Here is a 17844-nt window from a genome sequence, read left to right on the forward strand (position 1 = left end):
GCCGGAGGCATCTTTTTCACCAACGACATACTAAAAATCAAACAAAAATCACGAACTTAACCCAGCAAAACCCTCTCTAAGAACTAGTCCACTTTCTTTTGACGACATACATTCTTCTGTCTAGGCCACCTCTAGGTATGATTTTAGATCGTCCAGTTTGATTACTTGTATATGAAAGTGATTCGGTGCGACCGGTGATAGCAATGTGATCCCTGAAGTTGATAGGCATTTAATGTCAGTTAGAATGGTTTTTTTCGGTGGTGAATATAACTAATTAATCTTTCTTGTGAAATCTCCTCTGCTCCATAAACAAGCAAGTCCTTTTCTATATCCTGGCATATTTTATGAACATCAGCAAAACTTAAACCAATCGATTCTTGAGCTGCTTTTTTTAAATCAAAACGACCTGCGAGACTGAAATCTTCAAGATCAAGTTTAAACAATTTAAAAATTTCGTCTTTTGACGGTAGAGTGAATTGAATTATATCATCAAATCGTCTGAACAATGCTTTATCAAGCGTATCAGGAAGGTTAGTTGCAGCAACTACCAAACTATTAGAATCATCTTTCTCTATTTGAAGCAAAAATGTGTTCAAGACTCGTTTAATCTCACCGACATCGTTTGAATAGTTGCGGTTTGAACCTATACTATCGAATTCATCAAAAAGATAAACAGCTCTAAATTGATGCATAGCATCAAATATCAATTTAAGCTTCGCTATAGATTCACCCATATACCTACTTATCAATCCATCCAAGCGAATAACAAATAGAGGTAATGCTAATTCGCTTGCTATAACCCTTGCTGACATTGTCTTGCCGCAACCTGGCGGTCCAACAAAAAGAAGCTTCTTTCTAGGTGTATGATTATGTTGTTTTAGAAGTTCTAATTTTCTCTGTTCATCTAATGTTCTATTGATAGCTTTTTTCAAGTTAGAATCAAGAACCATATCTTTCATCCTTTCTTTGGGATGAATTAATTCAAGTAAATCATTTAATTCCTTTTGGGCTGTATTTACTGGAATAGATTTTATTATCGCCTGCGCCCCCCTTCTACTAACTTTTGACTTATCAATCAGCTTTTTGAGTTCATTTGCCAACGCTTCGTTTCCTTTCCTAGCTTCTGCCGCAGCAATTTGCATAGCAGTTGCGTAGAACCGGTCCTCATCATCTTCAGCAAATGATTTGATTAAAGTCTTTATTTGATCTGCTGCCGCCATTAATTGGAATAAAGGGCCAAAATAAGTTAATTTTGGCACCAGTTGAATTTACAGAATTTGAGCTTAAGGTAAAACCGATATTTAGCTTCTTTATTTGGAGTCTCCTGCTATTCGTAGTGTTGCAAATCTCTGAGCTGCTGGTCTTAACTAAGAGCCGTTTTTCTAACAGACTTGGACTAACTGTGAAGCTGCAAGTAGGTAGTACAATTGCCCTAAAAAACGGCAGCACTTGTCTAATTCGAAAGTTTAGCCTTTGTTGGTGTTCCGCCCGGCCCTTGTGCGCCGGCTGCACCCACAATAATGCGCCAAATAGCAGTACTGCGATGCGCCATATAAAATATGTGCTTTGGTTTCAGCTTTTTGATTCCATTGTTGGTGTTCTACCGAACCATGTGCGGTGGCAGTAACAAAAATGGCTATCCATATAAACTCCAACGCCATCTCAAAATAGCCAACCCCGAACTTTTCCCCTCGCTGTTTGTCATAATGCTGCATGCAAAAAATAGCGGTAAGGGACAGGATCATTGCAGTAGCTGGCGCTAACGGCGACCTGGGCGGAAGGATCATAGCAGAACTGGTGCGCCTCGGCGCAACACCAAGGGCGCTGGTAAGAGCGGGCAGTACTGCTTCTTTTCCCGGTGCCGACACCGTGCCGGTCGATTACAACAACCCCGCGTCATTGCGTGCTGCCCTTCGTGGCGTACACTGCGTTGTTTCTGCGCTGTCCGGTCTGCGTGCGGTGATCGTAGATGCACAGACCGCCTTGCTTACGGCTGCTGTGGATGCAGGCGTACCGCGGGCCATTCCATCCGATTTCAGCATTGATTATACCCGCCTGCCCGAAGGCAGCAACCGCAACCTCGACCTCCGCCGCGAGTTTGCACGCCGCATTGATGCAGCGCCCATTAGGGCCACTTCGGTGCTCAACGGCATGTTCTCCGACATGTTGCTGAAAGAAGCCCCGCTGGTGCAGGCGGGCTTAAAGCGGGTGCTTTATTGGGGCAATGCCGACCAGCCGCTCGACTTTACTACCATCAACAACACGGCGGCCTTTACCGCCCGGGCGGCGTTGGATGAGGATACACCACGTTATTTGCGCATAGCCGGCGACGTGGTAAGCAGCCGTGAGCTAGCCGCTGCAGCATCCCGTGCAACAGGCCACCAGTTTAAGCCAACTAGGGTGGGCGGTTTGGGTTTTTTAAAAGGGATGATCACCATTACCAAAACACTCATGCCGCAACCCAAAGAGGTGTTTCCGCCCTGGCAGGGCATGCAGTATCTCCACAACATGTACACCGGATTGCCAAAGTTCCATGCACTCGACAATGATCGCTACCCCGATATGCAGTGGACATCGGTAACAGAAGTGCTCAAAGGACTCAAAGTAACATAGCGCCATACAATGGAACGGTGTGCCGGATGGTTGCATCCGGGCTTCGGCCATCATTGCAATCCTTCCAACTTATTTTGCCGGCGTCAGTACAATATTCCGGTATTCAATAGCACCATGATCGCCCTGCAGGTACAGCGGGCCCGGCTCGCCTTCCCTGCTGTCCAGCGCACCACCGGTGATGCCCGGGATTTCGCGGTTGCAGATCACCGTTACCCCGTTGGCCACCAGCGTAAGCATGCGGCCTACCAGCGTTATGTCGTAGGTCTGCCATTCGCCGGGTGCTTTTGCTGCCTGCTCGCTGGGTGCAATAAAACCATACACGGCGCCAAAGCCACCGGGCCAGGGTTTAGTGCCCCTGCTGTCTTCGATCTGTACTTCGTGGCGGCCACGCAGATATACGCCGCTGTTGCTGCCCTTGGGGTATCGAAATTCGATGTGGAGTTTAAAATCGGTGAACACCGCTTCGGTAGCCAGGTTGGCGCCGGATTTGGGGCTGAACAAAATGCCGTCTTTTGCCTGCCACTGGTTTTGCGTACCCAGCGATCGCCAGCCGGTAAGGTCGCTGCCATTGAATAGTTGAATGGGTTCGCCCCAAACGGGTGCACCGTTGCGTTGCAGCAGCGGTGCCTTTTCGGCGGTCCAGCTGTGTTGTTTGCCATTGGGGAACGTAATGGTGCCGGCCAGGCCGCTACCCCGTACTGCACCTTCCAGCTCCAGGTTGCCCCCGCCGTTTTCCCATTGCGGTGGGATGGTAAAATGCACTTTGCCGCCGGCATAATGCACCTGCGCAATAGGCCGTGCACTGCCCGATATGCCTACAAAATCGCCCACCAGGGTGCGGTGCCCCGAGTGGCGCACCTCCAGCCAGGAAGGTTGCGGTTTGCCATTTACATCAATGGTAATATCCCAACGGCCTTCAATAGAAACGGAATCAGTGGGTGTTTGTGCCAATGCAGGCGAGGAGCCGGCAAGCAAGAGGCAGCACAGGAAAAAGAACTTGTTCATATGGCGCTGTTTAGAATAGGGATCAATTTAACCCTATCCCCACCGAAAAACAACACCAAATAAGTACACCTCGTTTTGCCCCATTCAATTTGTGGCACACAGCAATGGCTTACACACTAAAATTGTTTGCGCATTATTTACAAAATAAACAACGGTCGTTTCAGTAGAAACGACCGTTGTTTATTAGCTAGAAATAAAGTGCAGCCACGTCAAATGTAATCGGTGATCATTGCTCAATAGCGATCCAAAGCATTTCAACACAGTAGCACCAAAGCCCCATCAGGGCGTTATCCCGAAATCAGGCTGTCATTTGATTTCGGGCCTGCTTTTTTGTTACTTTTTTGCAGGAGCAAAAAAGTAAATGCAATAGCCTATATGCAACCGCAAAAAAGTAAACGAAAAGCCCCTACAACACCACCCGTTGCCCGCTTGCTGCTGATTTATAAATCGCCTCCACAATGTGGATATCCCGCAGGCCTTCCTCACCCGGCACCATCATGGGTTTGCCTTGTGCAATAGCCTGTGCATCGTCGTCCATTTGCATGGCCTGCTGCATCGGCACTTTATAGTCGTGGTAAATTTCACCCAGCGGGCTTTTGGCCCGTATACCGTTGTATTGCTGCACGGGCCGCACTTCCAGCGTTCCCTTTTCGGCATTTACCACCAAGTGGTTCACATTTTCACCAAACGATGTTTTGATGGTGGCCAGCACGCCGCCCGGGAATTCGAGCACCGCTTCGGTGGTTTCGTCGAGTCCGTTTTTATAGATCTCCGGTCGTGTTGTAGAAGTTTTGGCCGATACCACTGCAATGGGTTCGGTGCCGGCACCAAAGCGGGCACCCTGGATGGCATACACACCCATATCGTACAGCGCACCGCCGCCCAGTTCTTTTTTTTGTTTCCAATGGTCGGTGCGGCCATCGCGGTAACCCGCGGCGCAGTCTACTTTTTGAATCTTGCCCAGTTGTCCTGTATTGATGATGCGGCGGTATGCCTGCGTGGTAGGCTCGTGTTGCAGGCGGTAGCCAATGGCCAGCGACTTTTTATTTTTCTTACAGGCCTCGATCATTTCGGTGCATTCTTTTGCCGTCATGGCCATGGGCTTTTCGCACCACACATGCTTGCCGGCATTGGCTGCACGAATCACGTATTCGTGGTGCATCGATGGCGGCAGCACCACGTACACCACGTCAATGTCCTTGTTGTTGGCAATGCTGTCGAAGTTGCTGTAATTGTAAATGTTTTTATCGGGGATGTTGTACTTGCGCTTCCATGCTTCGGCTTTATCCGGCGAGCCCGTAACGATGCCGGCAAGATGGCAATGTTTGGTGAGTTGGAGCGCGGGTGCCAGCAGGTCGGTGCTGTAATAACCCAGGCCTACAAGTGCCACGCCCAGCCCGCGCTTTTGCGTGTTGCAGGCGGCCAGCAGGCCCGATGGCGACAGCAACAGGGCTGCACCGCTCATGGATAGTGTTTGTATGAGTTTGCGGCGGGTAATAAGGGTTGATGCCATGAGGTTTGGTTTTGTGGTTAAAGGAAGGAGCAATTTACGCAAATGCTGTTGGAGGCGAAGCAGTGCTGTTTGGTGGGCTGATTGGTGAAGGGAATACTACCGGGTTATTTTAAAATATGCACTTTGTTGTGCAATTAAAAATGTATGTAGGGTTGTACTTATTGACAGCATGATTCTTAATACTGGATTTACTTTTTTGCTCCTGCAAAAAAGTAACAAAAAAGCAGGCCCGAGATCAATGACAGCCTGATCTCGGGTGGGTTCCCTGATGATGCTTTGGTGCTACTGTAGTTAACAACTATGGATCGCTATTCAGCAATAAAATATTGCTATAAATCTCGCAAATAAATTAAGCTGCGAAGGGTAATATGAACTTAGGAGACACGCTAATTTCTTTTGTTATGAATTCTGAGAAACCGCATTAAGATTGTAACAAAAACCGCCTTGCTTCTGCCAGCATTGGATGCACGTCAAGTGCTTCATCATCCAGTTCTTCGTCGCTTTCATCCTGCAGTTTGGCATCAACCGTATCGTAGTACGACATCGCTATTTCAACAAAATGTTCCCACTCATCCGGCTCGGCCACCTGCAGCAGCAACGCGTTTACAGCACCGCATGCATTCAGGGCATATTCAGCGTCTTCATAGTCTTCGGTATCAGGACAAACTTCTTCCAGGTTATCGAGGTAGTTGTAGATAGCATCTGCATCCTGGCTGCCCGATTCAACATAGCGAATGCTGTCCACCAACACATCGGGGTTGCCAAAGCCCGACTCGTTGACAAACGCTTTATAATGGGGAAACAACCTTTTGCAAATGGCCAGCCCTTGTGCTATGCGTTCGGGGTAAGGGAGCTGCTGTGCACGTTCGTTGAGTGCCGCTTCAAATTCAATAAAGTTCATTGCTTAATTTTTTTACAGAACAAAATGCGGTGGTGCTTTGCCCTTGATAAAATAGTTTTTGCAAAGTTTTTTTACCGGCCAAACTGTTTATCCAGCAACTCTTTTTTAAACTCGGTATAAGTGGGCCGCCCCGATGGTGTGGCATTGGGTGTGGCGCAGGCAAACAAGTCGGCCACCAGGCTTTGCATCTCGCTTTCGGTTAAAGCAGTACCACCTTTAATGGCTTGCTGCCACGCCACGGACCGCAGCAGCATTTCGCGTTTCGATAAGCGCAGCTCGCTGTTGAAATGTTTGTACTGCTCCAGTATTTTTTCCAGCACCTGCCGTTCGTTGCCGCTGCCCACATCGGCCGGTGTGCCCTGTATTACAAATGCACTTTTGCCAAAAGGCTCAATGCTGTAGCCCATATGGGCCAGGTCGGGGATCAGCTCCTGCAGCAAAATGGCATCAGCCGGCGCCAGCTCAATGGTGGTGGGAAAAAGGCTGCGCTGTGCCGCAATGGGCCGCCCGTCTATGGATTGGGCCATGCGGTCGTACAGGATGCGTTCATGCGCCGCCTGCTGGTGCACCAGCAAAAACTTATGCGCCTGCGGCACCAGTATGTAGGTATTAAAAAGCTGGGTCAGTTTAGGGGCCGTATGTTGTGCCCCATAATCGTGCAGCGCCGGTGCCGGATGGTTGCGCACCGCATCGAGCAGGCTGCTGAAGCCGGGATCCGGCGTGATGCCCACACCTGCAGGCTCGTGTTGCGGAGCGGCGCTGTTTGCCGCTGTGTTGCTGCTAAAATCGCGGAGCGAAGGAAAGCTGCCGCTGCTCCGGCTGGGTTCTATTTTATGTGCCTGCCCGCCCGATGAAAAAGTTTGGAACAAGGCCGACGCACTGATGGCCGATGCTTTTTCTTCAGTAAAAGGTTGCTGCACCGATTCAAGGCCTTGTATGGAAGCGTCCAGTTCAAAATCAAGCGTAGGCGTAATGCTGAATTGCGCCAGCGCATGTTTTACCGCCGCCTGCACAAAGGCATACACAATCTTTTCATCCTCAAACTTGATCTCCTGCTTGGTGGGGTGCACGTTCACATCCACTTGCGCCGGGTCGAGGTCAATAAACAACACATAAGCCGGAAACGTATCGGCCGGGATCAGCTCCTGGTAAGCGTTCTGCACGGCATGCGCCAGGTAGGCGCTGCGGATAAACCGGTTGTTGACAAAAAAATACTGGTCGCCGCGGGTTTTCTTGGCCGTATCGGGTTTGCCTACAAAACCATGAATATTGAGGTAGTCGGTTTCTTCTTTTACCGCCACCAGCTTTTGGTTGTAGTGGGCCCCGAGCAGTTGCACAATGCGTTGCTTCAGGGAGCCGCCATCGAGGTGAAACAGTTGCTGCCCGTTGGAGTGCATCGAAAAAAACAGGTGCGGAAACGCCAGCGCCACCCGCATAAATTCGTCGATGATGTGGCGCAGTTCGGCAGTATTGCTTTTTAAAAAATTACGGCGTGCCGGCACATTGAAAAACAGGTTTTTCATGGCAATGGAAGTGCCCACCGGCGCAGCCACAGCGCCCTGTTTTACCACCTGGCTGTTTTCCATATCGAGGCAGGTGCCCACTTCATCTTCGTTGCGGCGGGTACGCAGCTCTACCTGCGCCACGGCCGCAATGGAGGCCAGCGCCTCGCCGCGAAAGCCCATGGTGCGGATGCTGAACAGGTCGTTGATGTTGCGGATTTTGGAAGTGGCGTGGCGTTCAAAGGCCATGCGGGCATCGGTTTCGCTCATGCCGCTGCCATTGTCTATTACCTGCACCAGCGCCTTGCCGGCATCGGCCACCAGCAGTTTTATTTCCGTGGCGCCGGCATCCACGGCATTTTCCAGCAATTCTTTTACGGCACTTGCCGGCCGCTGAATCACTTCGCCGGCGGCTATCTGGTTGGCAATATTGTCGGGTAGTAGTAAAATTCTATCAGCCACGTTGGTCACTCCTTAAGCGCCAAAAATAGCGATTAGCAGGGGATAATAAGTGTGCATAAGTATATGTTCTTACAGGCTAAATATTCTGGCAAAATGATATGCGTGGATGCGGCGCAAAAGCTGCACTCATCCTAATTTTGCAGCGCTATCCAATATATCTATCCTATGAAAAATATACTCCTGGCATGCGTGCTGGCTTTTGCCTGCACGGCCTGCTCCAAAGGCAACGACCCGTTGCCGGCACCACCTGATGAAAGCGGGCCGGTAACAACCGTTGCACCGGCAACCTCCACTGTTTATACCATCAAAAAAGGCGAGCACAGCAGCGACGGAGCTATGCTAAACTGGATTGATACTGCGGCGATGCATTTTTCGGTGCGCTTTGATAGTTCGGCCGTGTACACCACGCAGGACAAGCAAAACCAGTACGACATCAACAAGCTCTATGGCTTTGCCGACAATGGTGCGCAGCACCACCAGTACAGTGCCCGCTTTGGCTGGCGCTGGAGTGGCGCTGCGCTGCGGTTGTTTGCTTATGTGTACAACGCCGGTGTGCGGCAGGAGGCGGAACTGACCACCGTGCCCATCGGCCCATGGATACAATGCGCCATCAGCGTGCAGGGCAATGAGTATGTTTTTGTGGTGAACGACCTGGTGCGTACCATGCCCCGAACGAGCACTACACCAAAGGCTGCGGGCTATATGCTCTATCCTTATTTCGGCGGCGATGAAGTGGCGCCGCATGATGTGCGGATTGAAATACGGAACCGGTGATTTGTATGATTAAGAAGGATTGAAAGGATGGGGGTGTGGCGGTGAAGCTTTTTCGATTTATGGGTTGGGAAAAGACAAGATGTAGGCTTGATCATTTGAACAAATGCAGAAGAACGAATGCAATTTCAACCTTCGGCGGCCAATCATAAAAATCCTTGCTAATCCCACAAATCACTGGTTAAAAGAATGGGCGATGAGAAAAACTCATCGCCCTTGGTGTTCATCATACGTTAGCAACAAGTGCCGTTACCCACCAAAATTCACCGATCCGAGCTTCACAGGGCCGATCGTGCACTGTTACATCGTTGATGCTTTTTGCCAGAACCCGCTGCCTCATAACCAAACACCACATCTGCGGGGCTCCAGCATTTATATAAGGGTTTATTAAACGCTTCTGTTTTCCTCATATTTTACGATTACCGTGCCAAAACTACCCGTTGCGGTAACAAAATTTTTACCCGCATGGATGGGCTTGTTGTGACGGCGGTTCCGGCGGGAAAGCTGCGGCAATTTTAATCAATGGGCTGAAAAGGATCAGGTGCTGTGCTGGGTAAGGGTGGGGAAATAAGGCTGCAAATGGGCTGTGGCGGGACATGTTTTACAACAAACGTTGGTGCGTGGGGCGGATTGGGAGGCGTTGGCAAAATGGCATTTAGCCTAAATGCCTGTTGAAAAACTGGTTTTGGAAACCATTTCCCCGCCTTGTCCAAAATATAAATAGCGGGTGCCACAATAATCCGCTTTGGGTGCCGTTTTCGGGGCCGGAAGTCTCAAAACATAGGCTCAGTTTTTACTTTGTCGGTTCGGATTATTTCCAGCAACTTTGCACACATTCCATCAAAAACACCCCCAAATCCAATAAAGAGCAGCATGGGACTTTTTAACTGGTTTACGCAGGAGATAGCGATTGACCTAGGAACAGCAAATACCCTCATCATTCATAACGACGAAGTAGTGGTAAACGAACCGTCGATTGTTGCCCTCAACCGCAACAACCCCAAAGAAGTACTGGCCGTGGGCAAACGTGCCCTGATGATGCATGAGAAGACGCATGAAAGCATTCGTACCATCCGCCCCCTGAAAGACGGGGTGATCGCCGATTTCAACGCAGCCGAACTGATGCTGCGCGAAATGATCAAGATGGTGTACCCGAAGAAACCCCTTTTCCCGCCCAGCTGGCGCATGATGATCTGCATTCCCTCTTCCATCACGGAAGTGGAAAAGCGGGCCGTTCGCGACTCGGCCGAGCAGGCAGGCGCTAAGGAAGTGTACCTCATCCACGAGCCTATGGCAGCGGCCCTGGGTATTGGCATTGATGTTGAAGAGCCCGTGGGCAACATGATCATCGACATTGGCGGTGGCACCACCGGCATTACCGTAATTGCCCTGGCAGGTATCGTTTGCGACCAAAGCATCCGCATTGCCGGCGACGAATTTACCGCCGACATTATGGAAGCCCTGCGCCGCTACCACTCGCTGCTGATTGGCGAACGTACCGCCGAGCAGATCAAGATCCAGATCGGTGCCGCCTCTAAAGACCTTGACAACCCACCCGATGACCTTCCCGTAAACGGCCGCGACCTGGTGACCGGTATTCCCAAGCAGATCTTTGTGGGCTACCAGGAAATTGCCGAAGCCCTGGACAAAAGCATCTTTAAAATTGAAGAAGCCATCCTGAAGGCGCTGGAACAAACCCCGCCCGAGCTGGCTGCCGATATTTACCGCCGTGGCCTGTACCTCACCGGCGGTGGTGCCCTGCTGAAAGGCCTGGATAAGCGCCTAAGCCAAAAGATCAAGCTGCCCGTGCATGTAGCCGACGATCCGCTGAAAAGCGTGGTGCGTGGTACCGGCCTGGCCCTCAAAAACTACGAACGCTATCCTTTTGTAATGCGATAGAGCTATTGGCCATTAGCGATTAGCTTTTAGCCGGAGCCGCAAAAATGGTTTGGGTTAAAAGCTAATGGCTGATAGCTAATAGCTAACAGCTGCTCCCATGCGCAACATTTTCCTTTTTATTCGCCGCTACTTTGTGCTGCTGAGCTTTCTGGTGCTCCAGGGTATTGCTTTGTGGATGTTGTTTACCTACAACCGGTTTCACCAGGCAGTGGGCATGGGCGTGGCTTCCGAAATCACCGGCTCGGTCAATGCACAGGTGGACAAGGTGGACGACTATTTTCACCTACGGCAGGAAAACCTGCGGGTGCACCGAGTGAACGACTCCTTGCTGAACCTGGTGCGCACCAATTTTACCCCCGTTGATACAACGGCACGCCAGATAGCCGACACCTTGCGCATTACCGATATGACGCGGCAGGTGCGGCGCTACCTGTGGCGCCCCGCTAAGGTGGTGTACAACTCGGTAAACTTTGAACGAAATTACCTGCAGCTGAACCGAGGTGCCAAAGAAGGCATTGCCGAAAACATGGCGGTGCTCAACTCCGACGGCTCACTGGTAGGCCTGGTGGTGGGCACCAGCAACAACTTTAGCCAGGTAATGAGCCTGCTGCATGTGCAAAGCCGGGTACCCGCATCCTTAAAAAACAGCAATGTGTTTGGCACCATCGAATGGAACGCCAAAGATCCCAGGTTGCTGCTGCTGAAAGGTATATCAAGGGATGTAAAAGTAAAACGCGGCGACTCGGTGCTGACTTCCATTTATTCGTACAACTATCCTCCGGGTTTTTTAATTGGACGCATTGCTAAAATTGACGAAGACAAGGCTTCCGGGTTTTATATTTTACAGGTACGCACCGCCGTTAATTTCAATGCCGTGCAACAGGTATTTGTAGTAGAAAACCTGCAGCGTGCCGAGCAGCTGAAACTGGAAGAAGACACAAGGAAAAAAATGGAGCAGAAGAAATAGGGAAGACGGCAGTCCGAAGTCGGATGACCGAAGACGGAAGTCGGCAACACATTAAAGCAAGATGGTAAATAAGAAAAATTTTAGCGCTTCAGAAAAGTTGTCGGACCGCGGACTTCCGTTTTCCGACTGCTATCAACTACCAACTATCAACTGTCAACAACCTTGAGCGATTTAGTCAGAAATATCATTCGCCTCGCTGTGTTCATTTTTGTACAGGCATTTATCCTGAACAAAGTGCCCAACCTGCATCGCTTTGTGGTGCCTTATATTTATTTCCTGTTCATTTTGTGGCTGCCGTTTACCACGCCGCGGCTTACGCTGCTGGCGCTTGGTTTTATCACCGGCTTGTCGCTGGATTATTTTAAAATGACCCCCGGCCTGCACACTGCGGCCTGCTTGCTCATTGCGTATGTGCGGCCATTCATCATCACGCTGCTGTCGCCCAAAGAAGCCACCGAATTTACTTTTCGCGAACCCTCGCCAAGGGCCATGGGCTGGAGCTCGTACATGGTGTATGCATTTATACTAACGCTGTTGCACCACCTGTATCTTACCTTTTTGGAGTGGCTCGATTTCGGCTCGCTGCTTGACCTGCTCATTAAAGTAGGCGCCACCACGGCCATTTCCATGCTGCTCATTGTTACCACCGAAGTGTTGTTTCCCCGCAAGCTCAAGTTCCGCACCAATACGGCGGCGTAAAGGCAATGGTTAAAAATAGACCGCAGCTGTTTCTGGTCTTTACGCCATTTGCCGGCAAGGGTTGTTTGCAGCACGGCAATAATTGTTAAAAGGAACTGGGCTCAATTTTCATCCACCCCTGCTTTGCCTTAACTTGTGCTGCACATCACCCTATAGGATATGAAGCATTTGTTTGGAGCCCTGTGTTCGTTATTGATTATTGGTGCTGCCCAGGCGCAGCAAAACCATGCGCAAAAAGCCTGGGTCGATTCTGTTTTCCGATCCCTGACGCCGCAGCAAAAAATTGCGCAGCTCATGGTCATCAGGGCGCACAGCAACCTGGGTGCCGATCATGTGGCTGGTGTACAAAACCTGATCCGCCAATACAATGTGGGTGCCCTTTGCTTTTTCCAGGGCGGGCCGGTGCGGCAGGCTAATCTTACCAACCTCTACCAATCCATGGCGCAAACGCCGCTGCTGGTGACCATTGATGGTGAGTGGGGCTTGGCCATGCGCCTCGATTCCATCACTCGTTTTCCCTACCAGTCAACCATGGGTGCGGTCACCGATTCTTCCATCATCTACCAAATGGGTGGGGCCGTGGGCCGGCAAATGAAACGCATGGGCGTGCATGTAAACTATGGCCCCGATGTGGACGTAAACAACAATCCCAACAACCCGGTGATTGGGTTCCGTTCTTTTGGTGAAAACAAAGAGCAGGTGGCCCGCCACGGTGTGGCTTATATGAAGGGCATGCAGGATGCAGGCATTATGGCCACGGCTAAACATTTTCCCGGCCATGGAGATACCGAGGTGGACTCGCATTACGACCTGCCGGTGATCAATAAAACAAGGGCGCAGCTCGATTCGCTGGAGCTTTACCCGTTCCGCAAATTGCTGGAGGCTGGTGTGGGCAGTGTGATGATTGCCCACTTGTTTATTCCCGCTATTGACAATACAGCCAACCGGCCCACTTCGCTTTCGGCAAAAGCAGTGAACGGCATCCTGCGCGATGAACTGGGCTACGACGGGCTTGTATTTACCGATGGCCTGGAAATGAAAGGCGTAACCAAATTTTTCCCCGCAGGCGAAGCAGCCGTGCAGGCTTTGCTTGCCGGCAACGATATGTTGTGCCTGCCCGACGATGTGCCCGCCGCCATCAAAGCCGTGGAAGCGGCGCTGAAAAAGAAAACACTGAAATGGAAAGACATCGATGAAAAAGTGCACCGGGTGCTGGAAGCCAAATACCGGTTGGGCCTGCACAGCCCGCAGGTGGTGGCCACCGAAAACCTGGTAGCCGACCTCAACAGCGAAACGGCAAAAGTCAGCGAACTCATTGCCCGCAATGCGTTTACCGTGCTGCGCAACGATGATATGCTGTTGCCGCTGGCCCGCTTCAACCGCCAGAAAAAGATCGCGTATGTGGGCCTGGGCGCCACTGCACCCACCGCATTTGGCAACCGCCTGCAAGCTGATTTTGGCGCCGATACTTTTTACTTAACCTACAAAGCCACCGCCGCACAGGCCGATGCTATTCTTGCAAAAATCGACACGGCTAAATACGCTGCCATCGTGGTGGGCGTGCACAATTACAGCCAGCGGCCCGCCAATAATTTTGGCCTGAGCGCTCCTGCGTTGAAATTGTGGAATGCGGTAAACAAGGATACCACTTCTGTAACGATATTGTTTGGCAATGCCTACGCCGCCCGCAATTTTTGCGCGGCCCGCAACATGGCAGCCGCCTACCAGGATGATGTCATTTCGCAGGAGGCGGCAGCCGATTTTATGATGGGCCGGTTCCCGGCAAAAGGCAAGCTGCCCGTAACGGTGTGCAACTTTGGCGCGGGCTCGGGCCTGGCGGTGAGCAATCTTTTTTCGGCAGGCTTTGGTCCGCAGTGGCTGGCGGTCGATTCGATTGTTCGAGACGGCTTGGCCCGCAGGGCATATCCCGGCGCACAGGTTATTGCGCTGCACAAAGGCGTGGTAAAATACCACAAAACCTTTGGCCGCTTTGAGTTTGACGAAGCCTCGCAGCCTGTGTTGTTTGAAAGCATTTACGACGTGGCGTCGGTTACCAAAACATCGGCTACCACGCTGGCCGTGATGAAGCTGTGGGAAGAAGGCAAGCTGGACCTGAACAAAACGCTGGGCGACTACCTGCCCATTGCCGCAGGCACCGATAAAGCTGCACTTACACTGAAAGATGTGCTGCTGCACCAGGCCGGTCTCAACCCGTTTATTTCTTTTTATAAAGAAACTATTGATAAATCGGGGAAGCCCGCCGACTCGCTGTACCGCACCGCGCTGGAGCCGGGATACAATATTCCGGTGGCCCGCAACCTGTACCTGCGCAGCGATTGGAACGATACGATGCTGCTGCGCATCATGCAAAGCAAATTGGGCGCACCGGGTAAATATGTGTACAGCGACAACGATTTTATTTTACTGGGCAAAATTGTAGAAGCCGTTAGCGGCCAGCGACTGGACCAGTACACGTATTACACTTTTTACAAACCAATGGGCCTGGCCACTACGGGCTTCCGTGCCGGCGAACGCTTTGGCGTGGAGCGGGTAGTGCCCACTGAAAATGAAAAATGGTTTCGGCGCCAGATGCTCCGTGGCACCGTGCACGACGAAGGCGCTGCGCTGTTTGGCGGCATCTCGGGGCATGCGGGCCTTTTTTCCAATGCCTACGATTTAGGCGTGCTATACCAAATGCTGCTGCAGGGCGGCGAGTGGAATGGCAAACGATATTTTAAGCCCGAAACCATTGCATATTTTACCGATTACCACAGCAACATCAGCCGCCGTGGGCTTGGTTTTGACAAACCCGAAAAAGACAACGCAGTGCGCAAAGAGCCCTATCCATCGCAGTTTGCATCGCCCAAAACCTACGGCCACACCGGCTTTACCGGCACCTGTGTGTGGGTGGATCCGGCATCGGAGTTGGTGTATGTGTTTTTAAGCAATCGGGTGTATAACACGCGGGATAATAATTTGCTGTCGCAACTGAGCATCCGCGGAAAAATAATGGATGCCATTTACCGGGCATTGCAGTACGAACAAACTCCTACACCGGTGCCGATGCAGGCCGCTGCTGTGATGCAGTAAATGCAAGCAAAATTTATAGAAAAAGCCCGTAGCCATGGCCACGGGCTTTTGTATGTTTGTTAGTCCCTTATTGGCCCGCCAAAGGCTTACACATAACAAGCACTTTTGGCTGTTCCAAATACATACTTCTTTACGGCACCGATAACTAACGGTATCGCCGCATTAAGCGGAACGACAACGTTAAAAGTAGCTGGGTAAAAGAGAATAACTGCAATAGCATTTAATCCAGATTGATGCCGCCACCTCCCCACAGGCCAAAGGCCCGCAGCAGCCACAGCACCACGGCAATTACCACTACTATATTCAGGATTTGCTTGATCTTGTAATCCATCGGGATAAATCGGTTGATGAGCCAAAGCACCACGCCTACAATAATCAGGATGATGACTACGTTTACCAGGGTCATAAATTTTATTTTTTAGGTTTAAAATGGTTCGCCAGCACCTATGCAAAAGGAATGCTAAGCGGGCCGCCCCAATGTTGCCGCATTTTTGGGCAACAAAAAAGGCTGACGGCATAACCGTTAGCCTTTTCCAAAACATTTTTATCAGGACCCTTTTTCCGGCGACTCGGGCGGCTTGTTGCCTTGCGGTGGTCGCGGTTCGCGGGGTGGGCGTTGCTGCTGCCCGCCGCCACCTTGACCTCCGGGCCGTGGCGGTCGATTGTCCCTGCGCTGTCCGCCGCCCTGGTTGCCTTGTGGCCCACCGGGTTTGGGACCTTGCGGGGGCAGTTGCTTTTGGCCCCCCTGCTGTCCTTGTGGCCGTGGCGTGTACTGCTGACCTTGTGGCTTTTGGCCCTGCTGGGCTCCTTTTTCGCGTTGCGGCGGGCGGGTGGCTTGTGGTTTATCAGGCGTGGGACCGCCTTCGTTCCGGCGTTCGGGGCGTTGTACGGGCCGTTGCTGGCCGCCGCCCTGGCGCTGTTGCTGGCCCTGCCGGTCGGAGTGGCGTTGCTGCTTGCGTTTTTTATCGGCTTTTTCCAAGCTGCGCAGGCTGATCTGGCCCACTACATCCACAAACTCGGGTTCGGCTTCTTTGGGTTTACCCGAAACCACTTCTACGGCTTCCAGCTCTTCGGGCACTTCGTTGCGCATGTTCAGCGACCTGATTTTCCGTACCCTTTCGATGGTAACGGGGTATTGCTTGTTGCTGTTGGGCAGCACATACCACATCAGGTTTTTGAAAATATCTTTTTTAATAAGTGTGGCCGTACCGGCTGCCACCTGCAGCATATCGGCGTTTTCCGGAAAACCCTGCAGCGCATCGAGGTAGGTATCCAACTCGTAGTTGAGGCAGCATTTGAGGCGTCCGCACTGGCCGCTCAATTTGGTTTGGTTGATGGACAGGTTTTGGTAGCGGGCGGCGGCGGTGTTTACCGACTTAAAATCGGTAAGCCAGGTGGCGCAGCACAGCTCGCGGCCGCAGGAGCCGATGCCGCCAACTTTGGCGCTTTCCTGCCGGGCACCGATCTGGCGCATTTCCACTTTTACCTTAAACTCCGATGCGTATACTTTGATGAGTTCGCGAAAATCCACGCGGTCGTCGGCGATGTAAAAGAAGGTTGCTTTTTTACCGTCGGCCTGTATTTCCACCTCGCTGATCTTCATGTTGAGGCGCAACTGGCGGGCAATGGCGCGGCTGCGGATAATGGCTTCCGGCTCGCGGGCCTTATTCTGGCGCAGCAGCTCCAGGTCGCGGTCGGTGGCGCGGCGCAGGATGCGCTTCATTTCGGGATGCTGTTCGTCCACCCCTTTTTTCTTGAGTTGTATCCGCACAATCTCGCCGGTTAGCGATACTTCGCCTACGTCGAAACCAGCCACACCTTCAACGGCGATGAGGTCGCCTTTTTCAAATTGCTGCAGGGTGCTGTTTCGGTAAAAGTCTTTGCGGCTGCCTTGGTTGAAGCTAACTTCCACCACGCGGCAGGCCACGTCGGCATCGCTAATCGGCAGGTTGACAAGCCAGTCGTATGTGTTCATCCGGTTGCACCCGCCGGTGCTGCATCCGCCATTGCTTTTGCAGCCGTTGGGTTTCCCCGTTCCACAAGATCCACATCCCATATATGGTAAGTACCAATTTTAAAGGTTAATGATGTGGTGCGGTAAAGAAATAGGAAGCTATGTGTACCCACTTTTGAATACTGCGCCCCGTAGGCGGCATGCACAGGGCAGCCTGCCGGCAAGGGAATACAGCCATTCTGAAAACAACTGCCTGCGCACAGGCAGCATGTATATAGAGAAAGCAAAAGCTTTTACAAACACATCTTCACAATCCTTTCGCACCGATTTATATTTCGGGCACCGCGGGGCGGTGTGTTGCAAATATAATTTTTTTTGGAAAGGGGCAATGGGAATGTGAGAAGTCGGAAGTCGGAGGTCCGAAGTCGGAAGATGGGTTTTTTAAAATGTTGATTTAAAGTGAGGTAG

13 protein-coding genes are annotated in these 17844 nt (G+C 51.4%); 6 read left to right on the plus strand and 7 right to left on the minus strand.

Annotation, left to right across the window (positions count from 1 at the left end):
• Positions 1-239 precede the first annotated feature (239 nt).
• Positions 240-1259, minus strand: a complete 1020-nt coding sequence (locus tag DRJ53_RS14765) for an AAA family ATPase (RefSeq protein WP_206609799.1) — start codon at positions 1257-1259, stop codon at positions 240-242.
• 454 nt (positions 1260-1713) lie between these two features.
• On the opposite strand from DRJ53_RS14765, the gene DRJ53_RS14775 reads away from it, so the two are divergent.
• Entirely contained in the window at positions 1714-2613 is a 900-nt protein-coding gene (locus DRJ53_RS14775; RefSeq protein WP_114236433.1) for an aromatic alcohol reductase, read from the plus strand.
• Between the two features lie 69 nt (positions 2614-2682).
• Here the strand turns inward: DRJ53_RS14775 and DRJ53_RS14780 are convergent, their stop codons facing one another.
• The 4 genes from DRJ53_RS14780 to mutL form a co-directional block, all read right to left on the minus strand.
• Positions 2683-3618, minus strand: a complete 936-nt coding sequence (locus DRJ53_RS14780; RefSeq protein WP_114236434.1) for a 3-keto-disaccharide hydrolase — start codon at positions 3616-3618, stop codon at positions 2683-2685.
• Between the two features lie 406 nt (positions 3619-4024).
• The gene (locus DRJ53_RS14785; RefSeq protein ID WP_114236435.1) at positions 4025-5131 is read right to left on the minus strand and encodes a Gfo/Idh/MocA family protein; all 1107 of its coding nucleotides are present in this window, start codon (positions 5129-5131) and stop codon (positions 4025-4027) included.
• A gap of 421 nt (positions 5132-5552) precedes the next feature.
• Positions 5553-6032 carry a DUF416 family protein gene (locus DRJ53_RS14790; protein ID WP_114236436.1) on the minus strand — a complete coding sequence of 160 codons (480 nt, stop codon included), beginning with the start codon at positions 6030-6032 and terminating at the stop codon, positions 5553-5555.
• Positions 6033-6103: 71 nt separating this feature from the next.
• Complete coding sequence (gene mutL, locus DRJ53_RS14795) at positions 6104-7996, minus strand: DNA mismatch repair endonuclease MutL (protein ID WP_114236549.1); 1893 nt, start codon at positions 7994-7996, stop codon at positions 6104-6106.
• A gap of 165 nt (positions 7997-8161) precedes the next feature.
• Between mutL and DRJ53_RS14800 the strand changes: the two genes are divergently transcribed.
• From DRJ53_RS14800 to DRJ53_RS14820, 5 genes are all read left to right on the plus strand, one after another.
• Entirely contained in the window at positions 8162-8770 is a 609-nt protein-coding gene (locus DRJ53_RS14800; RefSeq protein WP_114236437.1) for a hypothetical protein, read from the plus strand.
• An 870-nt stretch (positions 8771-9640) separates the two neighbouring features.
• Positions 9641-10666: a rod shape-determining protein gene (locus DRJ53_RS14805; protein ID WP_114236550.1), complete on the plus strand. Its 1026-nt coding sequence runs from the start codon at positions 9641-9643 to the stop codon at positions 10664-10666.
• 97 nt (positions 10667-10763) lie between these two features.
• A complete protein-coding gene (mreC, locus tag DRJ53_RS14810) occupies positions 10764-11633 on the plus strand; it encodes a rod shape-determining protein MreC (protein WP_114236438.1) in 870 nt (289 codons plus the stop codon).
• A 162-nt stretch (positions 11634-11795) separates the two neighbouring features.
• Positions 11796-12332: a rod shape-determining protein MreD gene (locus DRJ53_RS14815; protein ID WP_114236439.1), complete on the plus strand. Its 537-nt coding sequence runs from the start codon at positions 11796-11798 to the stop codon at positions 12330-12332.
• Between the two features lie 159 nt (positions 12333-12491).
• On the plus strand, positions 12492-15422 hold the full coding sequence (locus DRJ53_RS14820) for a serine hydrolase domain-containing protein (protein ID WP_114236440.1): 2931 nt from the start codon (positions 12492-12494) through the stop codon (positions 15420-15422).
• Between the two features lie 220 nt (positions 15423-15642).
• Here DRJ53_RS14820 and DRJ53_RS14825 read toward each other — a convergent pair whose 3' ends face one another.
• Together DRJ53_RS14825 and DRJ53_RS14830 are read right to left on the minus strand one after the other, a co-directional pair.
• Entirely contained in the window at positions 15643-15828 is a 186-nt protein-coding gene (locus DRJ53_RS14825; RefSeq protein ID WP_114236441.1) for a Thivi_2564 family membrane protein, read from the minus strand.
• A 141-nt stretch (positions 15829-15969) separates the two neighbouring features.
• Positions 15970-17478, minus strand: a complete 1509-nt coding sequence (locus tag DRJ53_RS14830; protein WP_114236442.1) for a PSP1 domain-containing protein — start codon at positions 17476-17478, stop codon at positions 15970-15972.
• Positions 17479-17844 lie beyond the last annotated feature (366 nt).

The sequence above is a fragment of the Paracnuella aquatica genome, from assembly GCF_003332885.2.
In the GTDB taxonomy this organism is placed as follows: Bacteria; Bacteroidota; Bacteroidia; order Chitinophagales; family Chitinophagaceae; genus Flavisolibacter; species Flavisolibacter aquaticus.